Origin of the sequence: Demequina sp. NBRC 110056, assembly GCF_002090155.1 — a bacterium.
Taxonomy (GTDB): domain Bacteria; phylum Actinomycetota; class Actinomycetes; order Actinomycetales; family Demequinaceae; genus Demequina.
The window spans coordinates 43964-70363 of record NZ_BBRM01000004.1; the positions used below are offsets into that span (position 1 = coordinate 43964).

Annotated in this window: 20 protein-coding genes; 6 read left to right on the forward strand and 14 right to left on the reverse strand. The window is 72.5% G+C overall.

From position 1 onward, the window contains the following. Positions 1–7: 7 nt before the first annotated feature. The gene (locus B7K25_RS06585; protein WP_234988108.1) at positions 8–1159 is read right to left on the reverse strand and encodes a PDZ domain-containing protein; all 1152 of its coding nucleotides are present in this window, start codon (positions 1157–1159) and stop codon (positions 8–10) included. Positions 1160–1265: 106 nt separating this feature from the next. On the opposite strand from B7K25_RS06585, the gene B7K25_RS06590 reads away from it, so the two are divergent. The 3 genes from B7K25_RS06590 to B7K25_RS06595 all read left to right on the forward strand — a co-directional run bounded on the left by B7K25_RS06590 (position 1266) and on the right by B7K25_RS06595 (position 3987). Continuing rightward, positions 1266–2684 carry a zinc-dependent metalloprotease gene (locus tag B7K25_RS06590; protein ID WP_234988109.1) on the forward strand — a complete coding sequence of 473 codons (1419 nt, stop codon included), beginning with the start codon at positions 1266–1268 and terminating at the stop codon, positions 2682–2684. 133 nt (positions 2685–2817) lie between these two features. After that, complete coding sequence (locus B7K25_RS13840) at positions 2818–2976, forward strand: DUF5679 domain-containing protein (RefSeq protein ID WP_144018902.1); 159 nt, start codon at positions 2818–2820, stop codon at positions 2974–2976. A gap of 144 nt (positions 2977–3120) precedes the next feature. Further along, the gene (locus B7K25_RS06595) at positions 3121–3987 is read left to right on the forward strand and encodes a hypothetical protein (protein WP_144018903.1); all 867 of its coding nucleotides are present in this window, start codon (positions 3121–3123) and stop codon (positions 3985–3987) included. Here B7K25_RS06595 and B7K25_RS06600 read toward each other — a convergent pair. Both B7K25_RS06600 and nudC read right to left on the reverse strand, forming a co-directional pair. Continuing rightward, the gene (locus tag B7K25_RS06600; protein ID WP_084105240.1) at positions 3957–5939 is read right to left on the reverse strand and encodes an ATP-dependent helicase; all 1983 of its coding nucleotides are present in this window, start codon (positions 5937–5939) and stop codon (positions 3957–3959) included. The genes B7K25_RS06595 and B7K25_RS06600 overlap by 31 nt on opposite strands. A gap of 99 nt (positions 5940–6038) precedes the next feature. Continuing rightward, positions 6039–6935, reverse strand: a complete 897-nt coding sequence (gene nudC, locus B7K25_RS06605) for an NAD(+) diphosphatase (protein ID WP_144018904.1) — start codon at positions 6933–6935, stop codon at positions 6039–6041. Between the two features lie 278 nt (positions 6936–7213). On the opposite strand from nudC, the gene B7K25_RS06610 reads away from it, so the two are divergent. Then, a complete protein-coding gene (locus B7K25_RS06610; RefSeq protein WP_084104949.1) occupies positions 7214–8149 on the forward strand; it encodes a phosphotransferase in 936 nt (311 codons plus the stop codon). A 16-nt stretch (positions 8150–8165) separates the two neighbouring features. Here B7K25_RS06610 and B7K25_RS06615 read toward each other — a convergent pair whose 3' ends face one another. Genes B7K25_RS06615 through B7K25_RS06630 form a run of 4 tightly spaced genes read right to left on the reverse strand, consistent with a single transcriptional unit; the run spans position 8166 to position 16587 of the window. Continuing rightward, positions 8166–11465: an ATP-dependent DNA helicase gene (locus tag B7K25_RS06615; RefSeq protein WP_159450145.1), complete on the reverse strand. Its 3300-nt coding sequence runs from the start codon at positions 11463–11465 to the stop codon at positions 8166–8168. Further along, positions 11462–14611 carry a UrvD/REP family ATP-dependent DNA helicase gene (locus B7K25_RS06620; protein WP_084104951.1) on the reverse strand — a complete coding sequence of 1050 codons (3150 nt, stop codon included), beginning with the start codon at positions 14609–14611 and terminating at the stop codon, positions 11462–11464. Before B7K25_RS06620 ends, B7K25_RS06615 begins: the two co-directional genes overlap by 4 nt. Before the next feature lie 49 nt (positions 14612–14660). Beyond that, entirely contained in the window at positions 14661–15629 is a 969-nt protein-coding gene (locus B7K25_RS06625; protein WP_084104952.1) for a DUF368 domain-containing protein, read from the reverse strand. 10 nt (positions 15630–15639) lie between these two features. Further along, entirely contained in the window at positions 15640–16587 is a 948-nt protein-coding gene (locus tag B7K25_RS06630) for a DUF3152 domain-containing protein (RefSeq protein WP_159450146.1), read from the reverse strand. A 62-nt stretch (positions 16588–16649) separates the two neighbouring features. On the opposite strand from B7K25_RS06630, the gene B7K25_RS06635 reads away from it, so the two are divergent. Beyond that, on the forward strand, positions 16650–16868 hold the full coding sequence (locus tag B7K25_RS06635; RefSeq protein ID WP_084104954.1) for a DUF3107 domain-containing protein: 219 nt from the start codon (positions 16650–16652) through the stop codon (positions 16866–16868). A 5-nt stretch (positions 16869–16873) separates the two neighbouring features. Here the strand turns inward: B7K25_RS06635 and B7K25_RS06640 are convergent, their stop codons facing one another. From B7K25_RS06640 to B7K25_RS06670, 7 genes are all read right to left on the reverse strand, one after another. Beyond that, entirely contained in the window at positions 16874–17368 is a 495-nt protein-coding gene (locus B7K25_RS06640; protein ID WP_084104955.1) for a gluconokinase, read from the reverse strand. 9 nt (positions 17369–17377) lie between these two features. After that, positions 17378–18439 carry an ABC transporter permease gene (locus B7K25_RS06645; protein ID WP_200807872.1) on the reverse strand — a complete coding sequence of 354 codons (1062 nt, stop codon included), beginning with the start codon at positions 18437–18439 and terminating at the stop codon, positions 17378–17380. 1 nt (position 18440) lies between these two features. Next, complete coding sequence (locus B7K25_RS06650) at positions 18441–19424, reverse strand: ABC transporter permease (RefSeq protein ID WP_084104956.1); 984 nt, start codon at positions 19422–19424, stop codon at positions 18441–18443. 4 nt (positions 19425–19428) lie between these two features. Beyond that, complete coding sequence (locus B7K25_RS06655) at positions 19429–20232, reverse strand: ABC transporter ATP-binding protein (protein WP_084104957.1); 804 nt, start codon at positions 20230–20232, stop codon at positions 19429–19431. After that, positions 20229–21134, reverse strand: coding sequence for an ABC transporter ATP-binding protein (locus B7K25_RS06660; RefSeq protein ID WP_084105246.1), 906 nt, complete (start codon positions 21132–21134; stop codon positions 20229–20231). The genes B7K25_RS06655 and B7K25_RS06660 overlap by 4 nt, the downstream gene beginning before the upstream one ends. 115 nt (positions 21135–21249) lie before the next feature. Then, positions 21250–22941 (reverse strand): ABC transporter substrate-binding protein, encoded by a 1692-nt coding sequence (locus tag B7K25_RS06665; RefSeq protein WP_084104958.1) that lies wholly within the window; start codon positions 22939–22941, stop codon positions 21250–21252. An 86-nt stretch (positions 22942–23027) separates the two neighbouring features. After that, positions 23028–25508 carry a beta-glucosidase gene (locus B7K25_RS06670; RefSeq protein WP_084104959.1) on the reverse strand — a complete coding sequence of 827 codons (2481 nt, stop codon included), beginning with the start codon at positions 25506–25508 and terminating at the stop codon, positions 23028–23030. Positions 25509–25728: 220 nt separating this feature from the next. On the opposite strand from B7K25_RS06670, the gene B7K25_RS06675 reads away from it, so the two are divergent. Continuing rightward, the gene (locus tag B7K25_RS06675; protein ID WP_084104960.1) at positions 25729–26382 is read left to right on the forward strand and encodes a TetR/AcrR family transcriptional regulator; all 654 of its coding nucleotides are present in this window, start codon (positions 25729–25731) and stop codon (positions 26380–26382) included. The last annotated feature ends 18 nt before the right edge of the window (positions 26383–26400 follow it).

The window sequence follows — 26400 nt, forward strand, 5'->3', positions numbered from 1 at the left end:
CAGGTCATCATGGCGCGCGGCAGGTGGGCAAGGAATCGGTGGTGCCGGCGCCGATGGCCACGATCGCGTCGTAGGCGTCGTCGAGCGTGTCCACCGAATAGACGTCGAGGCCGTCGGGAACGTTCCCGGCCACCTCGTCGCAGTTCTCCACGGGGGCGAGGAAGGCGGTCGCGCCGGCGTCGAGGGCGCCGTACATCTTCATGCGGATGCCGCCGATCGGACCGACGTCGCCCGACACGTCGATGGTGCCGGTGCCGGCGACGGCCGCGCCCGCGAGCTCGTCGGCCTCGGTCAGCTTGTCCATGATCCCGAGCGAGAACATCAGGCCCGCGCTCGGTCCGGAGACCTCGGCGACGTTCACGGTCACGTCGATCGGGATGTCGAACTGCGGATCCACCCAGATCCCCATGATCGGCTCGCCGTTGCCGTCGTCGAGCGTCGCGAAGGTCGCCTCGCCCGGGACCCCCGCCCGCAGGTAGCCGAGGGTGACGTCGTCACCCGGCTCATGCACGCTGAGCGCGTCGAGCAGCTCGGTGTAGGAGCCGACCTCGACGCCGTCCAGGGACACGATGCGGTCGTCGGGCTCGAGCAGACCCGTCGCGTTCGACGTCTCGTCCACGAGGGCGACGTCGAGCTCGGCCGGCACGTGCTGACCGAGCGCCTCGAGCGCGGCCACGGTCGCGGCCTCCTGCGACGTGATCCAGTCCTGCTGCGCCTGCTGCTCGAACTGCTCCTCCTGGTCGGGGGTGCCGAACACCTCCTCCTCGGGGATCACGTACGCCGACGGGGACACCCAGTCGCGCAGGACCCGACCGAGGGTGAAGGGGGTCGAGCTCGCACGCGCGACCGACACCGTGGTCAAGCGCAGCTCGCCGGAGGCGGGGTACGTCGTCGCACCGGAGATCTCGACGACCTCCTCGCCGTCCGTCTCGCCGAGGGTGTCGAAGGTGGGCCCGGGCCCGCCGATCGCGAATGCGGCCGGCAGGATCGACAGCACCGCGATGAGCACCGATGCGCCCAATCCGGAGACCGCCATCACGATCGAGCGCCGGTCCGCGACCGGCTCCTCGAGGCCTCCGCCGACCCCACTCAGGGGCGCCGAGGCCTCTCCCGCCGCGGGCGCGGGCGGGACGTCGGTGCGCTCGGGTGGCAGGGTCACCCGACCATCATTGCTCATAGCGAACGATGCGCCCAATCGCCTCATCGTCACGTTACCTTGGACGAGGCGGCGCATCGGGCGCCCCACCGAACCCCCAGGAGACGTCGTGAGCGAGGACGAGACCCCGTGGAAGCGCCTGCTGCGCGAGCTCTTCGGCGATGACGCGGATGCGGCGCTTGAGGAGCTCGAGCGCATGGGGATGGATCCCCAGGCCCTCGCCCAGGCCAGCGGCATGCTCGCGAACCCCGCGATGATGGACCACGTCCTGTCGCAGATCCGCTCGCTCGTCTCCCAGTCTCAGGGCGAGGACGTCAACTGGACGCTCGCCCACGATGTCGCGCGCGGCGTCGCAGCTCAGGGCGGCGACCCCTCGGTCACGGCCCAGGTCGCGGCGACGCACCGTGCCGCCGTCTCGAGCGCCGAGCTGTGGCTCGATGCGGTGACCGACTTCGATCCGTCACCGCTCGAGCCGCGCGTGTGGAGCCGCGCCGAGTGGGTCGAGGGCACCATGCCGACGTGGCGCGTGCTCGCGGGACCTATCGCGACGAGCGTCTCGCAGGCGTTGGGTCGCATCCTCACCTCCGAGGACGCGACGGCCCACCTCGGCGGCGAGGCCTCGGGCATCGTCGGCTCGGTCAGCCCCACCGTCACCGGCATGCACGTGGGCCAGGCCGCCGGACAGATGGCGCGCGAGGCCTTCGGGATCACCGACCTCGGCTTCCCGCTCCTCGCGGAGCCGCGCGTCGTCATGGTTCCCAGCGCGGTCTCGGAGTTCGCCGCAGGGCTCGGCGTGCCCGACGAGGAGGTGCGCGCGTACCTCGCGCTGCGCGAGGCCGCGCACGTGCGCCTGTTCTCTGCCGCTCCGTGGCTGCCGGGGCACCTGCACAACCTCATCGAACGCTATGCCGCGGGCATCTCGATCGACCTGGAGGCGCTCGACGAGGCCGTGCGCGACGCCGGCTTCACGGAGCCCGCGAAGCTCCAGGAGGCGCTCACCACGGGCATCTTCGCGACGCATCACAGCGACGAGCAGCGCGAGACGCTCGGATCGATCGAGACCTTGCTCGCGCTCATCGAGGGCTGGGTGCAGGAGGTGACGCTGCGTGCCGCCGCCCCGCACGTGCCGAGCATCGGCGCGCTGCGCGAGATGATGCGCCGCCGCCGCGCCTCCGGCGGACCCGCAGAGGATACCTTCGCGACGCTGCTGGGCCTGGAGCTGCGTCCCCGGCGCCTGCGCGATGCCGCGACGCTGTGGGCGACGCTCGGCCAGCAGGCGGGCGCCGAACGGCGCGACGCCGTGTGGTCGCACCCCGACATGCTGCCGCCGGCTGCCGCGCTCGACGACCCGCACGCGTGGGTCACCATGCTGCTCGGCGGCGCGGTCGCGGACGACGTGGATCGCGAGCTCGAGGCGCTGCTGAGCTCCGCGGCGGACGGGGGCGTCTCGGGCGACGACGGCGACGGAACGCAGGCGAGCGGCGACGACCGTGGCCACGAACGTCCCGGCGACGGCGACGAGCGCTGACCGACGCGCGCGACACGGCGCGCCGCCGTTGTGCGGAATCCGCGCCGTGTGCGTCTAGTCTTGAGGGGTATCGGCCCCCGCGGCCAACGGAGCACGCCGTCCCGGCGGCGTGCGTGAGAGAAGGAGAAGGCCCATGGCCGAGAAGTACTCTGGCGAGTTCTACTGCGTGAAGTGCAAGGACAAGCGCACCACCGAGGGTGACGTCGTCGTGTCCGAGAACGGTCGTCGCATGGCGAAGGCCACGTGCCCCGAGTGCGGCACCAAGCTCAACCGCATCCTCGGCAAGGCCTAAGCCTCACCGAGAGACATCAGAGGCGGGTGACCTGCGGGTCGCCCGCCTCTTGTCATGTCCGGGCGCGACCGTCGCCGGCCCGGTCACTGAGAAGCGCCTGTGGAGAACGCCCACGCGGCCGCGCCGCCTGCGACGCTGAACGGCATGCGTCTCTTGCCGTCCTCTCCCGTGCTCACGCGCGGCCCCGGCGCGGTCCAGGTGGGGCTGGCCAGCCCGGTGGTGCTCGACGGGCTCACCCCGGCGCAGGAACGATTCCTCGGCACGCTCGACGGCGGCCGCTCGGTGGGCCCAAGCGAGGCCCGGCGCCATCGTGCGCTCCTCGAGGCGCTCGCGACCGGACGCCAGACCTCCCCGGAGGCGCCGGAGCGCGCACCGGCGCGGGTGCGCGTCCACTCGGGCTCCGCGCTCGCGTGCGAGGCGGGGACGGTCCTCGCGCGCTGCGGCTGGGCCGTCGGCTTCGTGGATCCCGCGCCCGCCAGGCGCCACCACCTGACCGGGGCCCAGATCGCTCCCGGCTCGTCGCGCGGCACCGCAGCGGCTCACAGCGTTCGCTCCCGCGTTCCCGGAGCGGAGGTGCGCGGACCCGACGCTGAGGTCGACCTCGACATCCTCGTGAGCGTCGGCCTGCCGGTCCTCGCCTCCCGTCGCCTGCTCAGCGCGGACCGCCCTCACCTCATCGTCGCCACCGACGAGCACGGGGCGACAGTCGGGCCGCTCGTCACGCCCGGCACGGGCCCGTGCTGCACGTGCCTCGGGCTGTGGGCTGCCGAGAGCGACCCCGAGTGGCCCATCGTCGCCCTCCAGTGCGAGTCGCGCGAACCTCGTTGCGACCCGCTGGTCGCGGGACTTGCGGGCATGCTCGCCGCGAGCGCCGCGCAGTCCTTCGCGAGCGGACGGCCGCCGCGCACGTGGCGCGTCGACGCCTACGGCGCGCGTCCGGTCGACGCGCCCCCGCAGCACCCGGCATGCGCGTGCTCGGGTCAGTTCTCCGCGACCACCCTCAGAACCTGATCACCGAACTGCTCGAGCTTGACGGCACCCACGCCGTTGATCGCCGCGAGCTCGCCGAGCGTGCGTGGACGGTCGACGGCGATGTCGATCAGCGTCGGGTCGGTGAAGACCGTGAAGGCCGGCTTCGACGCCTCCTGAGCGACCGCCAGACGCCACGACCGCAGCGCCTCGAAGAGGTGTGCCTGGTCCGCGTCGAGCCCCTCGAGGCGCTCCGAGCGGCTCGCGCGCCGCGTCCGCGGGCGCGCGGCCTCCGGCCACCAGCGCTCGAGGAAGCGGGTGCGCTTGCGGCTCGCCCGCCCTCCGACCTTGCGTGACCGCGCGAACGACAGGTGCAGGTGCTCGCGTGCGCGGGTCACGGCGACGTAGAGGAGTCGCCGCTCCTCCTCGACCGCCTCGTCGGTCTCCGCGAGTGCGATGGGCATGAGGCCCTCGGAGCAGCCGACGACGAAGACCGCGTCCCACTCGAGACCCTTCGCAGCGTGCATCGTCGTGAGGGTGACCCCGTCGACCGCAGGCGCGTGCTGTGCCTGGGCGCGCTCGGCGAGGTGCTCGACCAGCTCGCGCATGGTCGCCCCGCCGCCGGCGTCGGCATCGAAGTCGTCGGCGAGCTGGGCGATCGCCTCGAGCGCCTCCCACCGCTCGCGGACCGCGCCGCGCGCGTGGGGGGCGGTCTCCGACCACCCGGCCTCAGCGAGCACCGACCGGACCCGCTCGCCCAGCGGCGCCTCCGACGGGCTCACCGCCTCGCCGCGCAGCAGCACCATCGCCTTGCGCACCTCCTCGCGGTCGAAGAACCGCTGGCCGCCGCGCACGAGGTAGCCGATGCCGCGCTCGGCGAGCGCCTCCTCCACCGCCTCGGACTGGCTGTTGGTCCGGTACAGCACGGCGATCTCGGAGGCCGGCACGCCGCCCTTGATGAGGGCGTCGATACGACCGGCCACGCCCGCGGCCTCGGCCGGCTCGTCCTCGCAGGCCGTGAAGATCGGCTCAGGGCCCGAGGGCCGCTGCGAGATCAGCTCCACGCCGGCCCTGCGCCCGCCGCGCTGGGCCATGAGACCGTTCGCCAGGTTCACCACCTGAGGCGTCGACCGGTAGTCGCGCACGAGCCGCACGACGGTCGCGTCCTGGTGCGCGCGGGTGAAGTCCAGCAGGTAGCCCGGGCTCGCGCCCGCGAACGAGTAGATGGTCTGCGCCGGGTCGCCCACGACGCACAGCTCGCGGCGCTCACCCATCCACTGGTCCAGCAGGAACTGCTGCAGCGGAGACACGTCCTGGTACTCGTCGACCACGAAGTGGCGGTACTGGCGACGGATCTGGTCGCCCACCTCGCCGTGACGCCCGATGATGTCCGCCAGCAGCAGCAGGATGTCCTCGAAGTCGAGCACCACCGCCTCGGACTTGGCGTCCTCGTAGGCGCGGAGCACGTCGGCCATCTGTTGCGGCGAGACTCCGGCGGGCACCGGGCGGCCGTCGTCGGCCACCCGGCGGGCGTAGTCGTCCGCGCTCACGAGCGACACCTTCGACCACTCGATCTCGCTCGCGAGGTCGCGCACGGTGAGCCTGTCGGGGCTGAGGCCGACGCGGCGAGCGGCGCGGCCGACGAGGGGCGCCTTCTGCTCCACGAGCTGGGGGATCTGCCCGCCCACCACCTGCGGCCAGAAGTAGCTCAGCTGGCGCAGCGCGGCCGCGTGGAAGGTGCGTGCCTGCACGCCGGGTGCGCCCAGGGCGCGCAGCCGCTGCCGCATCTCTCCGGCGGCGCGCGCGGTGAACGTCACGGCCAGCACGGACTGCGGCGCGTACGCGTCGACGCGCACGCCGTAGGCGATGCGGTGGGTGATCGCGCGGGTCTTGCCCGTCCCGGCTCCCGCCAGCACGCACACGGGCCCGTGGAGCGCCGTGGCGACCTCCCGCTGCTCGGGGTCGAGGGCGTCGAGGATCTGGTCGGCGGACATGCCCGGCATTCTCGCAGGCGCGGGTGACATCCACGTCACGCTCCCGCCAGCTGGGGACGGCCGATGCGCGCGCAGGGAGCGCCGACGAGCGCGGGGGCGTCAGTCGCCTTGCAGCCGCGTGAGGGCGTCGCCGTCCCCGTGCCAGTCCTCGAGCAGGCGGCGCGCGATCGAGCCGCGGGGCGCGATGATCATCGAGCCCTCCGTGACGGCCGCCTCCAGCTCGTCGCGCCTGACCCAGCGCGCCTCCGAGATCTCGTCGAGGTCGAGCGCGAAGTCCACGTCCACCGCCTTCGCGGTGTAGCCCACCATCATCGAGGCGGGGAAGGGCCACGGCTGCGAGCCGACGTACTCCAGGTCCTCCAAGCGCAGGCTGGACTCCTCAGCGACCTCGCGGTGCACCGCCTGCTCGAGGCTCTCCCCCGGCTCGACGTAGCCCGCGAGGTGGGAGAAGCGGCGCGCGGACCAGTAGCTCGCGTGCGCCATGAGCAGGCGGTCCTCGGCGTCGGTGATCGCGACGATCACTGCGGGATCGGTGCGCGGGTAGTGGTCGCGTTCGCATCGCGGGCAGCGCCGATGCCACCCGCCAGGACCAGGCTCGGTCGCGGTGCCGCAGCGCGGGCAGTGTCCGTGCGCTCCATGCCAGTGGTCCATCGCGACGGCCGTCGTGGCGAGCTCGCGGTCGCGGTGGCCCCGGTCGTCGGCGCCGAGCCGCCCCAGCAGCGAGCGCAGCGCTTCGGGTCGCGCGGAGCCGGGCGGCTCCGGGAGGGAACCGGCGCTCACGGCCACGACGTCCTGATCGCCGTCGAGCCCGAGGTAGCAGATCACGCTCTCGTCCGGCCACGTGCCCGGCGCCAGGAGCACCACGCCGTCGGCGTCGGCGAGCACCTGACCGTCCGCCACGGCCACCGCGACGGCGGCGCCCAGGTCGACCGTCGGGCGACGGTGTGCGGCGCGGTCCACGCGCATCGGCTCGTCGAAGCTGCCGGGAGAGATCACCGCTCCAACCTATGCCACGCCGGCACGCGCATCGGCCCTGCTCGGTCGTCGCGCCCGCGGATGGCGGCCGCACCCTCGCACCGCGACGTGCGCGAGCGAGGTCCCTCGGGTCCGTCGGAGCCTCCCGATGCACCACAAGGGCCCGACGGGCGCGTTGGCGGCGAGGGGTACCGGGCACGCCTCTGAGACACCTGGGGGCGCGGCCCGGCCGGTGCGTCGGGCCTGGTGAGCGGCGTGGGCTGTGGCGCCCGTGCTCGCGGAGGTTCTATCGTGAGGGCGTGCCTCGTTCTCCGCTCGCGCTCGCCGCGCTCGCGTCGGTCGCCGTGCCGGGCCTCGACGTGTACGACGTCCTGCGCAGCCCGCACACCGACGCGGACTTCGATGTCGTCGTCGTGAAGGACGCGACGGGCACGAGGTGGGTGGTGCGCGCGCCCAAGCGTCCGGCGGCTGGAGCCGCGCTCGAGGCCGAGCGCAGCCTGCTCACGGCGCTCGCGCGGGCGCACGACACGGGCCTGGTGCCGTTCGATGTCCCGCGGCCTCGCGGTGCTGCTGCGCTCGCCGACGCCGAGGGCGGACGCGCGGTCGTCTACACGGAGATTCCGGGCAGCCCGCTGGTGCTGTCGCGCGTGGACCCGGGCCCCGGGCTCGCCGCGGCGATCGGCACGGCGCTGGCGTCGATCCACGAGCTGCCCGCCACCCTCATCGAGGACGAAGGCCTGCCGACGTACACCGCCGAGGAGTACCGCGAGCGTCGCATGGCCGAGCTCGACGCGGCGATCGACACCGGCAAGATCCCCCCGCGGCTCGCGGATCGGTGGGAGCGCCAGCTCGAGAACGTCGCGTGGTGGCGGTTCGAGCCGACGGTGGTCCACGGCGACCTCGGCGAGCACCAGCTGCACGTGCGCGGCGAGGCCGTGGTCGGCATCGGCGACTGGATGGACGCGCGCGTCGCGGACCCCGCCGACGACCTCGCGTGGCTCGCGGCGTCGGCACCGGAGGACGTCCTCGAGTCGATCACCGAGGCGTACCGGATGGGGCGGCGCGAGACGCGCGACCCGCACCTGATCGACCGCGCCAGGCTCGCGTCGGAGCTCGCGCTGGTGCGCTGGCTCATGTACGGCGTGCGCACCGACAACGACGACGTGGTCGCGGACGGCGAGGGCATGCTCGCGGACCTCGAGGCGCTGCTGTTCGACGACGCTTCCGAGGACTGACCTCAGAGACCGCGGCTCAGTCGGCGGATGCCTCCCCGCCGTCGAGGAGGGCGACGATCTCGTCGCGACCCATGAGCCGCTCCGGCCACACCGTCGCGTCCGCGCCGACGTAGTAGAAGGCGGCGTCGACGGCTTCGAGCGGCAGGCCCTTCCAGGTCGACCACGCCAGGCGGTACACGGCGAGCTGCACCTCGCGCGCCCGCCGCTCCTCGGGGTCGCGAGGCGGAGCGCCCGACTTCCAGTCGACCACGGTCACCTTGGCCAGGCCGTTGCCCGGGGGGAAGACCGCGTCGATGCGCGACCTGATGGTGACGCCGCTGACCGGCATCTCGACCCTCACCTCGATGTCCGTCGGCTGGCGTCCGGCCCAATCCGACGCCGCGAACGTCGCGCGCAGGGCCTCGACCTCGTCGGCGGCGATCGAGTCGCGCTCCAGCAGGTCGTCGGGCTCCAGGAGCGACGGCCTGCCGTAGTGGCCTTCGATCCAGTGATGCAGCGCGTTGCCGCGCGCCGATGCTGCGGTCGGCTCCTGAGGCAGCGGGCGCCGCAACTGATCCGCGAACGCCTGTCGGTCCCGGCGCATCGCGACGAGGTGCGAGGCCGTGAGATGGCCCGGCATCGCGACGCGGGCGCTCCTGGCCGCGCGGCGGGCACGCTCGGCGAGCATCGCCTCGATGTCGTCTCCCCACGGCAGGTCGGCCCACGGCCTCAGCGCAGTGTCGCCGCCGTCGGCGAGACGTCGCGCCTCCTCGTGCACCCGGGCGGCGAGCGCGCGGCGGAGTTCCTGTTCCGCGGTCGGCGCGGTCGGCCAGGTGGCGCGGGCCGGCTCCACCTCGGGCCGCTCCTCGCCATCCGCGGGCGCGGGTGCCCACGACGAGCGGTCGACGAGACCCGCGTCGAGGAGCTCGGTGAGGAACAGCGAAGGAACCGAGTGCGAGACCGCGGTCGTCCACCACGATCCCGAGAGCAGCACGTGGGAGCGCGCGCGAGTGATGGCCACGTAGAAGAGCCGACGCTCCTCGTCGACGCGGTGGGATCCGGACTCCGCCTTGAAGGCGTCGATCGCTCCCTTCAGAGACGCCCGATCGACGGCGTCGCCGAGATCGAACAGCGGCAGATCGTCGCGGTCGAGGCGCAGCGGGTACGGCAGCGCTCCCGCCTCCGACATCCACGCGCTGTCGGTCGCGGTGACCACCCGACGGCCGTCCTCGACCGCCACCGACGGGATGCCGCCCGACGGGAACTGCGAGCGCCCTCCCCTGCCCGCGCCCTGGGTCAGGCCGGGGATCGCGACGACGTCCCACTCGAGCCCCTTGGCGCTGTGGCAGGTGAGGATCTGGATCGCGCCGGGCTCGGGCTCCTTCACGGGCGCCGTCAGCCCGCGCTCCTCGTCGCGCGCCGCGTCGAGCCACGCGAGGAAGGCGCCGAGCGTCGCGCGTTCGGCACCGGAGGCGAACGAGCGTGCGGCGTCGACGAAGGCGTCCACGTTGCGGGCGGCGCGGCCGTCGGGGCGGCTCACCTCGGCCTCGATGTCGAGGCCCCACGCACGCTCGGTGTGGACGATGAGCTCGGTGAGCGAGAGGTAGGTGTGCTCGCGCACCGAGCGGACGACCGACCGCAGCGCGTGGAGTCGGCGGCGACCCTCGTCCGTCAGCGCGCGGCCCGAGTGCGAGGTCCAGCCGGCAGGCGGGAGGGTGTCGAGGGCGTCGACGATCGTCGCCGCGTCGATGCGCGAACCGGTCCGGTCGCGGTCCCGATCGGCCCAATCCTTGAGGGCCATCAGGTCCGCCGGGCCGAGCGCGACGCGCTCGCCGGAGAGCAGCCGCATGAGGGAGTCGCCCCGCGACGGGTCGTGGGCGACCTGGAGCAGCGCGATGAGCTCCGCCACCTCGGGGGTGTCGATGAGCCCGCCGAGCCCCACGACCTCGTAGTCGAGACCGGCGCGCGCCAGGGCATCGACGATGGGTCCGAACTGCGCGCGGCGCCGGCACAGGACCGCGGCCGTGACGTCCCGGCCGGGGCGAGCGTGCTCGCCGCGCCGCCGCTGGATGTAGTCGGCGATGGCATCGCCCTCGGCGGCGAGGTCCTGCGCCATGTGGGCGCTGAGACCAGGCGCGGCGCGCTCAGGCTCGGGGCGCCCAAGATGCTGTCCGGTCGATCGCAGCGGCACCACGTCCACCGAGGGGTGCGTCGGCAGCGCCCGCGCCACCGCGTTCGCGGCCGTCAGGACGGAGGCCTCGTTCCGCCACGACACCGACAGGCTCCGGCGCGACACCCGCTCGGCCCCACCGAACTGCTCGACGAACGATGACAGGGCGCTCGCCGACGCGCCGCGGAAGCCGTAGATCGCCTGGTTGGGATCGCCGACCGCCATCACCGGGTGCCCGGGGCCGAACATGCGGGCGAAGAGGCGCAGCTGCGCCGGCGAGGTGTCCTGGAACTCGTCGAGGAGCACCACCCGGTAGCGGCTGCGCTCGATCGCCTGCACGGCCTCGAGGTCGGCGAGCTCCACGCCGTACGCGACCTGATCCGAGAAGTCCAGCAAAGAACCGTCGCGCTTGCGGCGCAGGAACTCCTCGGCCATGGGCGCGAGGTCGATGAGCGTCGTGAGCTGCTTGAGGGAGGTCGCCTCGGGCGTGGGGTTGCCGTTGGCGTTGACGAGCGCGGTGCCGCCCCGGGCTCCCGGCAACCCGTCGAGCCCTGCAAGCGTGCGCCGCGCCCAGTCACGCACGCGCGCGGGCGTCGTCAGGTGCTCGCGGGTCTGCCCCGCGAAGGAGGCGAGCGCAGCGGTCAAGGTGCTCACCGCGGCGGTCGTGTCGACGGGCTCCGACCACCGCGAGACGATCCCGTCCGCGAGCTGCCACAGCGCGGCATCCGTGAGGGTTGCGGCGTCCGGGTCCACTCCGATGCGCAGTCCGTGCTCGGCCACGAGCGACGCGGCGTATCCGTTGTAGGTCGCGACCGTCACCGGCGGGCGCGCGGCATCCTCGCCGAACACCGAGCCGATGCGCCGCTCGGCACGCTCCGCGATCTCGGCGGCGGCCTTGCGGGTGAAGGTGAGGCACAGGATCTCGTCCGGGCTCAGTGCGCGACCGAACAGCCGCTCACCGTGATCGAGCAGGTAGACCATGCGCATCGACAGGGTCTCGGTCTTGCCCGAGCCCGCTCCGGCGACGACGAGCGTGGGTTCGAGCCCCGATCCGATGATCGCCGCCTGCTCCGACGTGGGGGTGGTGTCGGGGTCGATGGCTGCGGCCAGCTCCGCCACCGGACGTGAGAGGCCGTCGACCCTCCCGGTCTCGAGGTCTGTCGTCACGACTCGCTCACCTGCCGCCCCTCGGGCTGGATCGGGCAGGAGCGCCGCACGGGGCATCGTCCGCACATGTCGTTCTCGACCGCGACGAAGGTCGAGGCGCGCATCGTGTCCACGACGTCGGCGAGCCTGGCGCGCTGCTCGGCCACGTCGATGGGCAGCTGCTCGCGCACGGCATGGCCCTTCGCGCTGCCGCCGACGAACACGAGGTCCGCGCCATCGGCGTGCTCCACTCCGGGGAAGGCGCCCTCCGCGGCGGCGAGCTGGTACATCGCCAGCTGCGCGTGCGTCTCCGGGTCACCGGCGTACTGCGGATCCCCTGTCTTGAGGTCGACGATGCGCGTCGCGTCGCCTCGCGTCTCGACGCGGTCGGCGCTGCCCGTCAGCACAGCGTCCTCGATGCCGACCTCGAACCGCTGCTCGAGACCCACCCGGTCCGGGGGGTTCGCGGCGAAGTACTCGGCGAGGCGGCGCACCATCGCGTCGGCCTTCGAGCGCAGGGTGCGGTACGGCAGGGTCGCCTCTCCCGCGATCTCGTGCCATCGCTCGTCGAGCTCGGCCCGCAGCTCGTCCTCCGTGCCGGCCGGGAGGCTCTGCGCGAGCTCGTGGATCAGGGTGCCGAGCTGCTGCTTGTCGCTGTCGACGCCGACTCCCCCGGCGCTCTCGAGCGCCCACCGCAGCCCGCAGCGCTCCACGCCCTCGACACGGGACGGCGACACGCGGACGAGCTCCGTCGCGTCGAAGAAGCCCGCGCTCGTCGACGGCTCCGCGACGCCGTGCCACGACGTCGGATCGGCGCCCGGGACCTCGAGCGCCGCGAGCCGCGCGAGCGCCTCCGCGTGCCCGTCGCCAGGAAGGGCCGATGCGCGCGCACCCTCCGCACGAAGCGTCGCCACCGCGTGGCGCAGGTCCGACATCCGCGGCACCGTGCCCGTCGCCGAACGCTCGACACCGGCCGCGCGCTGGACCCAGTCGACGAACCGAGACGGGCGCGTGTCCTCATCCTCGACGCAGGAGACTACGACACGGCTCGTCGCTCGCGAGACGGCGACCGCGAAGGCTCGCGACTCGTCATCGAGCACCGTGCGGCGCGAGGTTGCCGCGAGGCGCGAGCGCGCCTCGAGGTCGAGCGGTTCAGCAGAGGCGCGGAAGGCGACGATCTCCGCGAGGTGCTGGGCGCCGAGCACGGAGTCGCGCAGTCGCACGTTGGGCCAGACGCCCTCCTCCACACCCGCGACCACCACGAGGTCCCACTCGCGCCCCGCGGCCGATGCGGGGGTCGCGAACGACACGGCCTCGGTGCCCTGGGCGCGCGCTCCGAGGCTGTCGACCGCGAACTCCTGCGAGGCGAGGTGCGTCACGAAGCCCTGGACGCTCAGCTGCCGCCGCTCCTCGACGTTCTGTGCCTCGCGCAAGAGCGCGATCACCGCGTCGAGGTCGGCGTCGTCGCGCGGCGAGCCAGCGAGCGCGGCCGCGCGCCACGCCTCGGCCACCCCGAAGGCGTTCCACAGCGACCAGATCACCCGGCGCGGCGAACCTTCCCCCGCGGCGATGACCTCACGTGCGGCCGCGACGGCCGCCGACGCGCGCGCCGCGAGGCGCGCCTCCTCACCGCCGAGGCTCGACCACCGCGAGGGATCCTCGAGCGCGTCGACGAGCAGCGCGTCGGCCGAGCCGTTGCCGCCACCTGCGCGGTCCTCCTTGACGAGCGCGCGCCGCAGGCGCCGCAGCCCGACGGGGTCGAGACCCACCAGCCGCGACGAGAGGACCTCGACCGCGAGCTCCGGGTTCCACTGCTCGGCGCCGGCCGCCACGAGCATGAGCCCGAGCAGCGGCGCGACGACGGCCTGCTCGTGGAGCGCGACGCCGTCGCCGAGCGACTCGCAGGGGATGTCTGCCGACAGCAGGTCGGCGCGCAGCGCGCGCAGCTGCAGGTTCGACCGGGCGATCACGGCCATCCGGTCCCAGGACACCGGCGCGGCGTCGCCGGCCCCATGGCGCGCTCGACGCAGCGCCGCCGCGATCGCCCGCGACTGCGCGTAACGATGAGGGGCGACGAGGATCTCGACGTCCGCGGGGTCGTCGCCGTCCGCGTCGGCAGCCGCTCGCCGCGCCGACCCGATCGACTGGGTCCCGATGCGCTCGACCACCTGGTCGACCACGCGTGCGAGGCCCTCGCGCTGGCGATGCACCGTGGACAGACGCATCACCGCCGCGCCGAACGCATGGCGGCCCTCGGCCGCGGCGGCCTGGCCGAGTGCCGACGGCACACCACCGCGGTATCCCTGCACCGACTCGTCCGCGTTGCCGACGAGCACGAGCCGCGCGCCCGCCGCGGTGAGCGATTCGAGGAGCGCGATGGTCGCCGCCGTCGCGTCCTGGTAGTCGTCGACGACCACGAGGTCCCACGTGGGTCTCTCCCCCCAGGCCCGCTCCCACCCATCGAGCGCCACGGCTGCCTCGCGCGCGGCGCTCGCCGGGTCGTAGCGGAGCCCTCGCCCCTCGAGGCCGGGCCACATGATGACGTCGCGGTACTCCGCGTAGACCTCGGCCGCGAGGATCCATTCGACGCGGCCCGTGCGCTCGCCCAGGGAGCGCAGCCCGTCGGGCTCGAGCCCCGCCTCGGTCGCCCTCATGATGAGGTCGCGGAGCTCGGCGCGGAAGCCCGGAAGGAGCGTCGCCTCCTCCGGCACCACCGGGGACCAGTCGGTCGCCGCGCCAGCGCCGCGCCGGTGCCCCTCGAGGAGGTCACGCAGGATCGCATCCTGGTCGGCGCCGGTGACGAGGCTCGGCGGCGGCTCCCCGAGCGCCTCCGCTCGCGCCGTGAGCACCGCGTGCGCGACGGAGGCGGCGGTGTGGACGACGGCGACGCCCGAGGCTCGGCCGACGCCGGAGGCGACGGTGTCGCGCAGGCGGGCCGCCGCGTCGCGGGTGGGTGCGAGCACGAGGAGTCGCTCGGGCCGCACCCCGCGCGCTGCCGCCTGCGCCGCGACCGCGCACACCACGGTCGACTTGCCGGAGCCCGGAGGGCCGACGACCACGACGGACCCGGGTCCGTCGACCGCGCGCTCGACCGCCGCCTGCTGGTCGCCGTCCAACTCCGGGGCACGCAGACGATCCCCTGGGCGAACGAGCGACGTGGAGGTCATGGGATCAGCCCATCACACGGGACTGACACACATGACTGACACGCGGCGCTCACGCCGTCGGCGTCGCCGCTGGCTCCTCGGCGCGCGCAGCCACCGCGCGCTCGATCATCACGAGCGCGAGCACCGCAGCGATGCCGACGACGAACAGCACGATCACCGCGCCGACGGACTCTCCGGGCGGCTCGAGCGTGCCGTCCTCGCCCTGCCACGGCCACAGCGCACGCAGGGAGCCGACCATGAGGCCCGTCATCGCGGCGAGCGTGAGCGAGCGCCGATGCGCGAGCAGCCACTGCAGGCCCGTGACGAACAGGGCAAGGCCCACGATCGCTCCGAGAGCGAAGGTCGCGAGGTAGGCGAGGTCCCGCTCGTTGACGGCCTCGAGGGTCGCCCCGTACATCCCCAGCACGAGCAGCATGAACGAGCCGGACACCCCCGGCAGGACCAGGGCACAGATGGCGATCGACGCGGAGCCCGCGATCATCCACGGCGCAGGGTCGTCGTGCGGCGTGCCGGTGAGGCTCGTCAGCCAGAATGCGGCGGCGGCTCCGGCGACGACGGCCACGACCTCGCTCGTGCCCCACCGCCCGACCATCCTCGCGGGAACCGAGATCGACGCGACGATCAGGCCGGCGAAGAGCGCGCGGGTCTCCACCGGGTGCTCCTCGAGCAGCGGCGCCAAGGTCGCGGACACCGCGACGATCGCGATGAGCATGCCGATCCCGAGCGGGATGAGGACCCCCCACCGTACGTGCGAGGCGTGCTCGCGCGCATCCGCTCGCAACTCCGCCCGGCGGTCCCGCGCGACGAGGGAGCGCGCTCCCGCCACCGCGGCCCGCACGAGCGATCCCGCCGAGTCGATGATGGTCTCGTACACGCCGAGCACGAGCGCCATGGTGCCGCCGGACACGCCTGGCACGATCTCGACGGCACCGATCACGGCGCCACGCCCGACGTTGAGCGCTGCGGCGACCGGAGAGGGACGGCGACGCGCCCCGTCCGCGGGGTTCTCGGCTGACATGAGCGCGAGTCTACTGAGGGTCGGTCTCGCGAATGGTGGCGACGTTCGAGGCGGTGGCCGACGGGCTCGGCTCCGGCAGCGGCTCGTCGGGCCACGGCCACGGGTTGGGCTCGCAGTCTTCGCTCAGGTCGACCTGATCGGTCATGATCAGCGCGCGCCCCGACGCGCACACGCCGTCCTCGTTGCCCAGGACGTGGCCGACGCCGTGGTTGACGAGATACACGCGGGCACCGGTCGTGTCGTCGCCGTAGCTCGTCAGGCCGGCGGCCCAGTCGTACTGGCTCACGGCGACGATGCCCCGGAAGGTGCACGGCACATCCTCGGTCGCGCTCGTGACGGGGCTCGGCGACGCCTCGGGCTCGGCCGAGGCGTCGTCGTCGTTGCCGACGACCGTCGCGGCGGTGTGCGGGTTGGGGCACATCGTGGCCGCGGTGGTGGGGCTCGCGATGACGACTCGGATGTCGGAGGCTCCTGCCGTGGGCACGAACTCGTAGCGGCCGTTGGCGCCCCAGCCGCGAGGGTCGTTGAGCGCGGCGAGCACGAACGTCGCGAGCGCACTGCCGTCCATGTCGAGTCCGTCCTCGACCTCGACGCGCACCCAGCGCACCGCGGCGGCCTCACCCGAAGGCACGCCGTCGAGCGTCACGGTGCGGAACGTGCCCTCGCCCTCGGTCGGCACGTCGAGAGAGACGAGGCCGGCCAGGCGATCGTCGTCGTCGAGCTCGCGGGTGATGGGCTCGAGCGGCGGCAGCGACACCTCGAGCTCCGGCTCGGCCGAGGGCGACGGTGATGCCGACGGTGACGCCTCGGGTGCCGCGAGCGTCGAGCCCAGCTGGCCCGTGCCCCACCCGACGCCGATGCCGACGAGGAACGCGACGAGCACGACGGCGAGCACCGCGAGGAGGCCAGGTCCGCCCGTTCCCCTGCGCGCGAACATCGCCCCGAAGCCTCGATCCACGCCTCTACGATAGTTGGAGACCCCCCGAACCATGACCATCGACCCAGACCACGGAGGCACCCATGGAGATCCGCATCGGCGTTCAGAATGTCGCGCGAGAGATCGTCATCGAGACGGACCTGTCCTCCGACCAGGTCTCCCAGGCGGTCACGGACGCGGTCGCCGGCGCGACCCTCGACCTCACGGACACGAAGGGGCGCCGCGTGGTGGTGCCTGCCGGCGCGCTCGGCTACGTCGAGATCGGCGAGGAGTCGAAGCGCCGCGTCGGCTTCGGGGCCTGACTCCCCTACCCCGTCACTGAGGCGAGCGCCGCGTCCGCGGCGGCGCGCGCATCGGCGCTCGAGACGTCGATCGTGACGCCTTCCTCGTCCGGCGCGAGCCCTTCGAGCGTCGCGTACTGCGAGTCCAGCAGCCCCGGCGGCGCAAAGTGGCCGTCACGCTCCGCGCGGGTGCGCACGCGCGGCTCGAGCACCGCCTGTGGCGCCGCCAGATGGACGAACACCGCTCCGTCCGCGACCGACCGCATGAGGTCGCGGTAGGAGCGCTTGAGCGCGGAGCACGCGACCACGCCCTCGTCGCGACTGGCGAGCCACGCCGCGACGTCCTCGAGCCAGGGCCACCGGTCCTCGTCGGTCAGCGGGGTGCCGGCGGCCATCTTCGCCACGTTCTCCGCGGTGTGGAAGTCGTCGGCATCGGCGAACTCGGCGCCGAGCTCCTCCGCCACGAGCATCCCGACGGTGGACTTGCCGCACCCGGTGACCCCCATGACGACGACGCGCATGGGACGAGCCTAGGGTCTCGCGGGCTCCCGGTCCTCCTCGATCTCGACGGAGCTCGGGCTCTTCGCGGCGGGCTCGGACCGCACCGCGGTCACCCCCGACGTCAGGCTCATGCCCTTCTTGCGCATCGCGCGCGCACGCTCGCCTGCGGACCGCAGGCGCGGGTTGACGTACTCGTCGATGCCGAAGTTGATCAGCGACAGCGCCATGCCGAAGATGGCGATGCACAGACCGGCAGGGATGTACCACCACCAGAAGTCGGGGAACGCGCCGTTCTGCTGCGCCCAGAACAGGATGGTGCCCCAGTTGAGGTTGGTGATCGGGATCACGCCGATGAACGCCAGCGTCGTGAGCCCCAGCACCGCTGCGGTGACGGTGCCGACGAAGCTCGAGGCGATGATGGCGGTCAGGTTGGGCAGCATCTCCACGGCGATGATGCGGTAGAGCTTCTCGCCGTTGGCCCTCGCCGCGAGGACGAAGTCGCGGTTGCGCAACGACATGGTCTGCGCGCGCAGCACGCGCGCGCCCCACGCCCAGCCGGTGATCGCGATCACCGCGGAGATGAGGACGATGCTGGGGTTGTCGTACTGCGAGGCCACGATGATGATGAGCGGCAAGCCGGGGATCACGAGGAACACGTTGGTGAGGGCCGACAGCGACTCCGACCTCCACCCGCGCACGTAGCCCGCGGCGACTCCGACCACCACGGCGACGAAGGTCGCGAGGACACCCGCCACGAGACCGACAACGAGGACGCCTCGGGTCCCGTAGATGATCTGGCTGAACACGTCCTCGCCGAGGTGGGTGGTGCCGAGCCAGTGCTGCGCGCTCGGCGGCTGCTTGAGCGCCGTGAAGTCCTTCTCGAGCGCGCCGTACGGGGCGATCACGTCGGCGAACACCGCCGCGATCACGAACACCGCGAGGATGATGAGGCCCGCGATCGACTTGCCGTTGCGGAACATCGCGAAGGTCTGGCCGACGCGCGCCATGCGCCGCGGCCGGCGCGGCTCGGTGCGGATCGCATCCGAGACCGGCTCGCCGTCGTCGGTGGGTGGGAAGTTCGACACCGTCATCTCAGGACTCCATCATTCGGGTGCGGGGATCGAGGATCGCGTGGACGATGTCCGCGAGGATGTTCGCGACCAGCACCGCCATGGTGATGACCAGGAACAGGCCCTGCATGAGCGGCCAGTCCTTGGCGTTGGTCGCGTCCAGGAGCATCTTGCCGACGCCGGGATACGAGAAGACGAGCTCGGTGACGAGCGTGCCGCCGACGATGAAGCCGAGGGCGAGCGCGAAGCTCGACAGCTGCGGAAGGACGGCGTTGCGAGCGGCGTAGCGGCGCAGCACCCGCCGCGGATGCAGGCCCTTCGCCTCCGCGACGGTCACGTAGTCCTCGTCGAGGACGGTGATCATCATGTTGCGCATGCCGAGGATCCAGCCGCCCAGCGAGGCGAACACGATGGTGAGGGCGGGCAGGGTGCCGTGGGCGATCACCTGGCCGATGAAGTCCCACGATAGCTCCGGCACCGAGCCCTTGTCGTAGGCGTGCGACGCCGGGAACCATCCCAGCTGGGTCGAGAAGATCGCGATGACGATGAGCGCCATCCAGAAGTACGGCACGGTCGAGAAGAACGTCGCGAACGGCACGACCAGGTCCGCGCGGGAGCCGCGACGCCACCCGATCACGGAGCCGACCACGGTGCCGATGAGGAAGCTCAGGATCGTGGAGATGCCGACCAGCCCGAGCGTCCACGGCAGACCGGTCGCGATCACCTCAGTCACCGGCGCGAGACCCTTCGAGAACGACCGCCCGAGGTCGCCGTCGAGCAGCAGGCCCCAGTAGTCGATGTACTGCTGGAGCAGCGACTTGTCTTCGTCGAGCCCGAAGAGCGTCTTGAGGGACTCGATGGCCTCCGGGTTGAAGTCGCTCTGGTGCTTCTGCAGGTACGCGGTGATGGGGTCGCCCTTCATGAACCGCGGCAGGAAGAAGTTGATGGTGATGGCCGCCCATGCCGTGAACAGGTAGAACGCGGCGCGGCGCAGGATGAAGCGCATGGCGTCAGCTCCTCGCGTCCATGCCGGACCGGCCGGCGAAGTGCTTGTCGGGATCGGGAGAGGCGGAGCGCAGCTCCCTCGTGTACGGGTGCTGGGGATCGAGGATCACGTCGTCGGCGGGGCCGCGCTCGACGATGACGCCGCGGTGCATCACCATGATCTCGTCGGAGAAGTGGCGTGCGGTGGCGAGGTCGTGGGTGATGTAGAGGACCCCGAGGTTCGACTGGCGCTGAAGGTCCGCGAGCAGGTTGAGGACGCCCAGGCGGATCGACACGTCCAGCATCGACACGGGCTCGTCCGCGATGAGCAGCTCGGGCCGCGACGCGAGCGCGCGGGCGATCGCGACGCGTTGACGCTGGCCGCCCGACAGCTCGTGCGGGCGGCGGTCGATCACCGCGGCGTCGAGCCGCACGCGCTCGAGCAGCCGGTGGACCTCGTCGTCCACCTCGTGCTTGGGAACGACCTTGTCGAGGCGCAGCGGACGCTCGATGTGGTGACGGATGGTGTGGTACGGGTTGAGCGAGGCGAAGGGGTCCTGGAACACCATCCGCACGCGCTGCCGGTACCGGCGCAGCGCGGGGCCGCGGCGCGGGATCGCCTCGCCGTCGAGCAGCACCTCGCCGGAGGTCTGGTGCTCGAGCTGGGTGAGGATCTTCGCGATGGTGGACTTGCCCGAGCCCGATTGCCCGACGAGCGCGATGGTCTGGCCGGACGTGAGCGAGAACGAGACGTCGTCCACGGCGAGCAGGTCGCCGGAGCCGCGCACGTGGTAGCGCTTGCTGACGTGGCTGAAGTCGAGGGTGGTCATGCGTTCGCCTCCGTCGACGATGCGTCGGGCCGGGCGGTCTGCTCGCTCGCGGAGCCCGCGGTCGCGGGCTCGGCGCCGCGCACGAAGTCGCCGCGGTCGCCGGTGAGGCTCGGGAACGACTCAAGGAGCGTGCGGGTGTAGGCGTGCTGGGCGCCGTGATAGATCCGCTCGGCCGTGTCGAGCTCGACGATGCGCCCGTCCTTCATCACGGCGATGCGGTCGGAGATCTCCAGCAGCAGCGGAAGGTCGTGGGTGATGAAGATGACGGAGAAGCCCAGCTGCTCGCGCAGCTCAGAGATCTGCAGCAGGATCTCCCGCTGCACGAGCACGTCGAGCGCCGTGGTGGGCTCGTCCATGATCATCAGCTGCGGCCGCAGCGCCATCGCCATGGCGATCATGACGCGCTGGCGCATGCCGCCCGAGAGCTCGTGCGGGTACGACCGCAGGCGGTCGCGCCCGACCCCGACGGTGTCGAGCAGGCGGCCGGCGTTCTCGCGCCGCTCCCCCTTCGGCATGGAGGGCCGATGCGTGGTGAAGACGTCCTCGAGCTGGCGCCCGATGGGCGCGACCGGGTTGAGGGAGTTCATGGCGCCCTGGAACACCATCGACACCTTGTCCCAGCGGAACGCCCGCATCTGCGCGGCGTCGAGGGCGTTGATGTCGATGTCCTCGCCCGAGGCATCGTGGAAGACGGTGTGGCCCGACGTGATGACGGCGGGGGGCTTCAGCAGCCGCTGGATCCCGTACGCGAGCGTGGTCTTTCCGCAGCCGGACTCTCCTGCGAGCCCGAGGATCTCGCCGCGGCGCAGCTCGAGCGAGACTCCGCTGACGGCCTCGACGGGCGGGTCCACGTCGTACACGACGCTGAAGTCGCTCACGGTCAGCAGGGTGTCGTCGCTGATCACGGGTGCCTCTCTGGGTTGGGGTGGGGAGCCCTGCGGGCCCGGGCGGGGGATGCCCGGACCCGCAGGGTGCGTGCGCTCGGCCCCTCGGGGAGCGTGCCCGAGGGGCCGTGCCTCAGCTCGCCTGCTCGAGACGGGTGAGGATGAGCGACGCGGCCGCCACCGTCGGGTTGATGTCGGCGTACGGGTCCTCGTCCGAGGGCCATCCGACGTAGTTACGGGTGTTGTACTCGCCGATCGACGGTCGGGTGCCCACCGGGATGACCGGCACCTCGTCGACGAACACCTGCTCGACGACGTCGAGCGCGGACTGGCGCGCGGCGTCGTCCTGGGCGTTCGCGAAGTCGTTCAGCGCTGCCGTCACCTCGGCATTGTCGAACCGGCCGAAGTTGTTGTTCGCGGGCTCCCCGAAGGGCACCAGCCACTCGCCGCTCAGCATCGACTTGTACATGTCGTACGGGGTGACGCCGCCGTCGGTCCAGTGGAGGATCGCGTCGAAGTCTCCGATCGACTTGTCGTTCCACCACGTGTCGACGTCCGGCGTGTTCACGGTCGCGGTCACGCCGAGCGCGGCCACGGAGTCCGCGATCAGCGAGATGCCGGTCACGTAGTCGTTCCAGCCCTGCGGGACCTGGAGCTCGAACGTCACGGTCTCGCCGTCGGGGTCGACCAGCATGTCCGAGCCGTCCCAGGTGTACCCCGCGTCCTCGAGCACGCCGCGCGCGCCCTCGACGTCCACCGCGTACGTCTGGCCGACGTAGTCGGACGAGATGTACGAGTCGCCGACCGGCGTGGGCAGGCCCGTCACCGAGGTGAGCTCGGGGACGCCGCCCTCGCGGGCGATCTCGGCATGCTTGGCACGGTCCACGACCATGTTGACCGCGGTGCGGAACGCCACGTCGTCGAAGGGCTTCTCCGACAGGTTCATGTACATGACGTCGGCGGCGAGGCCGGCGGGCGCCCAATACTTGTTGTGGTCGGGGTCCTTGTCGAGGTACGCGGACTGGACGTTCGGGATGAACGCCTGCGCCCAGTCGGCGTCGCCCGTCGCGAGCGCCGTCGTGAGGGCGGTGTTGTCGTTGTACGAGACGTAGTACAGCGTCGGCACCGCGAGCTCGCCGCCCCAGTAGTCGTCACGCGCCGTCAGCTCGACCGACTGGGTCGAGAAGCTGTCCATGACGTACGGGCCGGTGCCCACCGGCTCGAGGAAGGTCTCGGTGGCGGGGTCCGCCACGTCCTTCCACACGTGCTCGGGGACGATGAGCTTGTGGAGCACCTTGTCCTGCTTGACGAACATCGGCGCGTCGAAGGTCAGGACCACCGACTCCCCGGTGTTCTCGACGCCGGTGAGGCCCATGGCCGCGGTGTCGAGCTCCGGGTAGTCGAGGAACAGCTGGAACGTGAACGCGATGTCCTCGACGTCGAAGGCCTCGCCGTCGGACCAGGTGACGCCGTCCTGGGGCACCAGGGTGACCTGGGTCCAGTCGTCGTTCCAGCTGATGTCCTTGGCCAGCCACGGGGTGACCTCGGCCGTCGGGTCCACGGTGTTCACGTGTCCCAGCGGCTCGAGGATCGCGTTGATGTAGCCCAGCTTGAGGCCGGACGAGTCTCCCACCCAGGGGTTGTTCGACTCGGTGGCGATCGCGCCGTCGGGCTTCGCGATGGTGAGAGGGGCGCCGGCCGTGGGCGTGCTGTCGCCGCCCGTGCTCGACTCCTCCGGGGTGGTGGGGTCCTCGCCGCTGCACGCGGCGAGGGTCAGGGCCGCGGCGACGGAGATCGCCGCGATCGAGGACTTCCTCATCCTCATGTTCTCCTCCTTGAGTTGCGATCCCGATTGTCCACGAGACCGTGCATGGTTCTTGGCATTGCGCCCTTGGGTCGTGCGGCGCCGGACTACAACGACCTCCTCGTCGTCTCGGACGCGCCCAGGCGGACCACAGCGTCCGCGCGGATGTCGCGCACTGACCTCCCGACGCGCAGGCGGTACTCGCCCTCGGGCAGGATCCAGGCCTGCCGCTGCACGTCCCACACCTCGAAGACCCGCGCCGCGAGGCGCACCGTCGCCGTCGCCGCCTCGCCCGCATCGGCGCTCACGGCGGCGAAGCCGCCGAGCCACCTGACCGGCCGCTCGGGGCCATCTTCCGGACCCTCGACGTAGACCTGGACGACCTCGCGGCCGCGCCGCTCGCCCGTGTTCGTCACCTCGACGTCCAGCTCGACCGCTCCATCAGGGCCGATGCGCGGGCCGGCGTGGACGCGATGGCTCCAGTCGGTCCAGCCAAGGCCGTGCCCGAACGGCCCGGCCGGCACGGCACCGGAGCGCTCCCACGCCCGGTAGCCGACGTCGAGCCCGTCCGTGTACGCCACGACCCCGTCCTGGGGGATCGCGTGCGGCACGGGCACGTCGCTGTCGCGCGCGGGAAGGGTCCAGGGCAGGCGCCCCTCCGGCTCGACCTCGCCCGCAAGGACGTCGGCCAGGGCGTGGCCTGCCTCCTGGCCAGGGAACCACGCCCAGAGCACGGTGCGAGCGCGCTCGAGCCACGGCAGGAGCACCGGGGCGCCGGCGTTGACGACGATCACGGCGTCAGGAGCCTCCTCGAGAACCCGCTCGACCAGCTCGTCCTGGCGGCCGGGCAGGGCGAGGGTGATGCGGTCCCAACCCTCGGACTCGCTCTCCTCGTTGGTGCCCACCACGACCACGGCGAGGTCTGCGGCCGCGGCTGCCCGCACGGCATCCGCGATCTCCTCGTCGTCGCTGCGCCGGGGCAGCGCGTGGCGGAGCTCGGCGCGCACGAAGCGCCCGTACCCGGCGGCGTCCACGACCTCGTGGCGCGACAGGATCGCGACCTCGCGCGGGGCCTCGATGGCGACCTCGACTGCGGGGCAGTCGGGGTTGTTCGCCGACGAGTCGAGGATGCAGTCCACGCCGACGGACACGTCGGAGGCCGAGGCGACGGCACCGTCGATGCGCGTCGAATGCACGCCGACCGTGCCGACCGACAGCTGGTGTGCACCGGGCTCCGCGAGGGCGACGGTGCACGCGAGCTCCGCCTCGACGGCGCCGTCGGGGATCTCACGAAGCCAGCCGTCGTGCTCGACGACGCGCTCGCGCCCGAGCACGTCGCCCCGCGCGTCGAACCACGTCACGTGCAGCCCGTTCGAGCGACCGTCGAGGTCCAACCGCGGGGCGAAGGCACGGGTGTCACCGCCGCGCTCGACCACGATGCGCGCATCCGGCCACCGGGCGGCGAGGCCCTCGAGGGGCGTCACGACGTGGGCCGGGTGCACCGTCGAGGAGCCCCCGCCGAGCACGTGGGGCCGCTGCGCGTTCGAGCCCACGAGCGCGATCGACCGAGGCGCGGGGCGCTCCCACGGCGCGTGCCCGCGCACCGCCCGCAGCGCGACCGTCGAGCGCGCGGCGACGTCACGGACCAGGACACGCAGGTCGCGGTGCTCGGGGGTAGCGGCGGGGTCCGAGCCGAACGCCCCCACACGAGCGGCGAGCAGCAGCACCCGGGCCACCTTGTCCTCGATCTCCGCAGGGCTCACCAAGCCCTCGTGCACCGCGGCGAGAAGACCCTCGGCCCACGGCCCGCCCGGGCCCGGCATCACCAGGTCGAGCCCGCCGCGGGCCGCCTGCGCCGCGCGACGCGTCGCCTCCCAGTCGGACACGACCACGCCGTCGAACCCCAGGTCGCCCTTGAGGACGTCCACGGTGAGGTGGCGATGCTCGGTCATCGTGGCGGACTCGGCGCCGTCGTCGACCCCGTTGTAGGCGGCCATCAGCGACCACAGGCCCGCCTGGACAGCAGCCTCGAACGGGGCGAGGTAGACCTCGCGCAGGACGCGCTCGTCGACGACGGACGTGTAGCTCGTGCGCTCGGTCTCGGAATCGTTGGCGATGAAGTGCTTCATGCAGGCCGCGACGCCCTCCTGCTGGAGGCCCTCCACGACGGCGGAGCCGATCACGGACGTCAGCAGCGGGTCCTCGGAGAAGCACTCGAAGTGGCGTCCCCCGACGGGCGTGCGCTGGAGGTTGACCTGGGGCGCGAGCACGACGTCGACGCCGTGCTCGCGGGCCTCCTGCGCGAAGCCCTGACCGATGGTGCGGGCGAGCTCGGGGTCCCACGCGGCGGCCATCGCGGACGGCGTCGGGAAGAGGATCGAGGTCTCGCCCTCGCGCTCGCCGATGCCGCGCACGCCGACAGGGCCGTCCGAGAAGGTGACCGACCGGGCGCCGAGCTCGGGCAGCGCGATCAGTCGCCACATGGTGGCGCCGGTCAGCAGCTCGACCTGTCGCTCGAGGGGCAGCGCAGCGGCGAGCGCGCGGCTCGCGTCGAGCGTCGCCGGTGCGGCGCTCTGGCTGGACGTCATCGTCACGAACGTGTCTCCCGATCATCATTGACGGGACCCCGGCGGGGCCATCTGCGATTAACTTACAGTACAGTCAGTAACTAGCAAGACCTGACCGCCGATGTTGCCGATTCGTGACCTTCCGGGACCGCGCCGCAGCACGACGCGAGGGTGTGAATAGACTCGGCACCACGCCCGAACCGTTTCGGGCGCCGAGCAGCGAAGCCAAGCGAGGTCATCCATGAGCCCCACCAGGAGGCAGCTGCCGCCGCGGCCCGAGACCGCCGAGCGGCGCCGCGACATCCTCCGGGCTGCGCTCGAGATCTTCGGGTCGAAGGGCTACAACAACGGCCCGCTCGCGGAGATCGCCGAGCAGGTGGGCATGACCCACGCCGGGATCCTCCACCACTTCGGGTCGAAGGACCGCCTCCTGGTCGAGGTCCTGCGCTACCGCGACGAGTCCGACGTCGAGGGCATCGAGGGCCAGCACATCCCTGATGGCACCGAGCTGTTCCGTCACCTCATCCGCACCGCGTTCGCCAACGAGCAGCGCCCCGGCATCGTCCAGGCCTACGCCGTCCTGTCCGCCGAGTCGGTGACCGACGGCAACCCGGGCCGCGAGTACTTCGAGGAGCGCTACCAGGTCCTGCGCGGCGAGGTCGCCGCGGCGTTCCGCGTCATGTGCGCCGAGCAGGGCGTCGAGGACCCCGAGACCCTCGACCACGCCGCCGCGTCCATCCTCGCGGTCATGGACGGCATGCAGGTGCAGTGGCTGCTCGACCCGTCGAACGTGACGCTCGCGAAGACCAGCGCGTTCGCCATCGAGGCCATCGCCGCGCAGGTGCTCGACCCGCGCTCCGCTCCGTTCACGGCCGCGCCGGACTCCCCCGCCTGAGCGGCCCTCGCGCCGGCG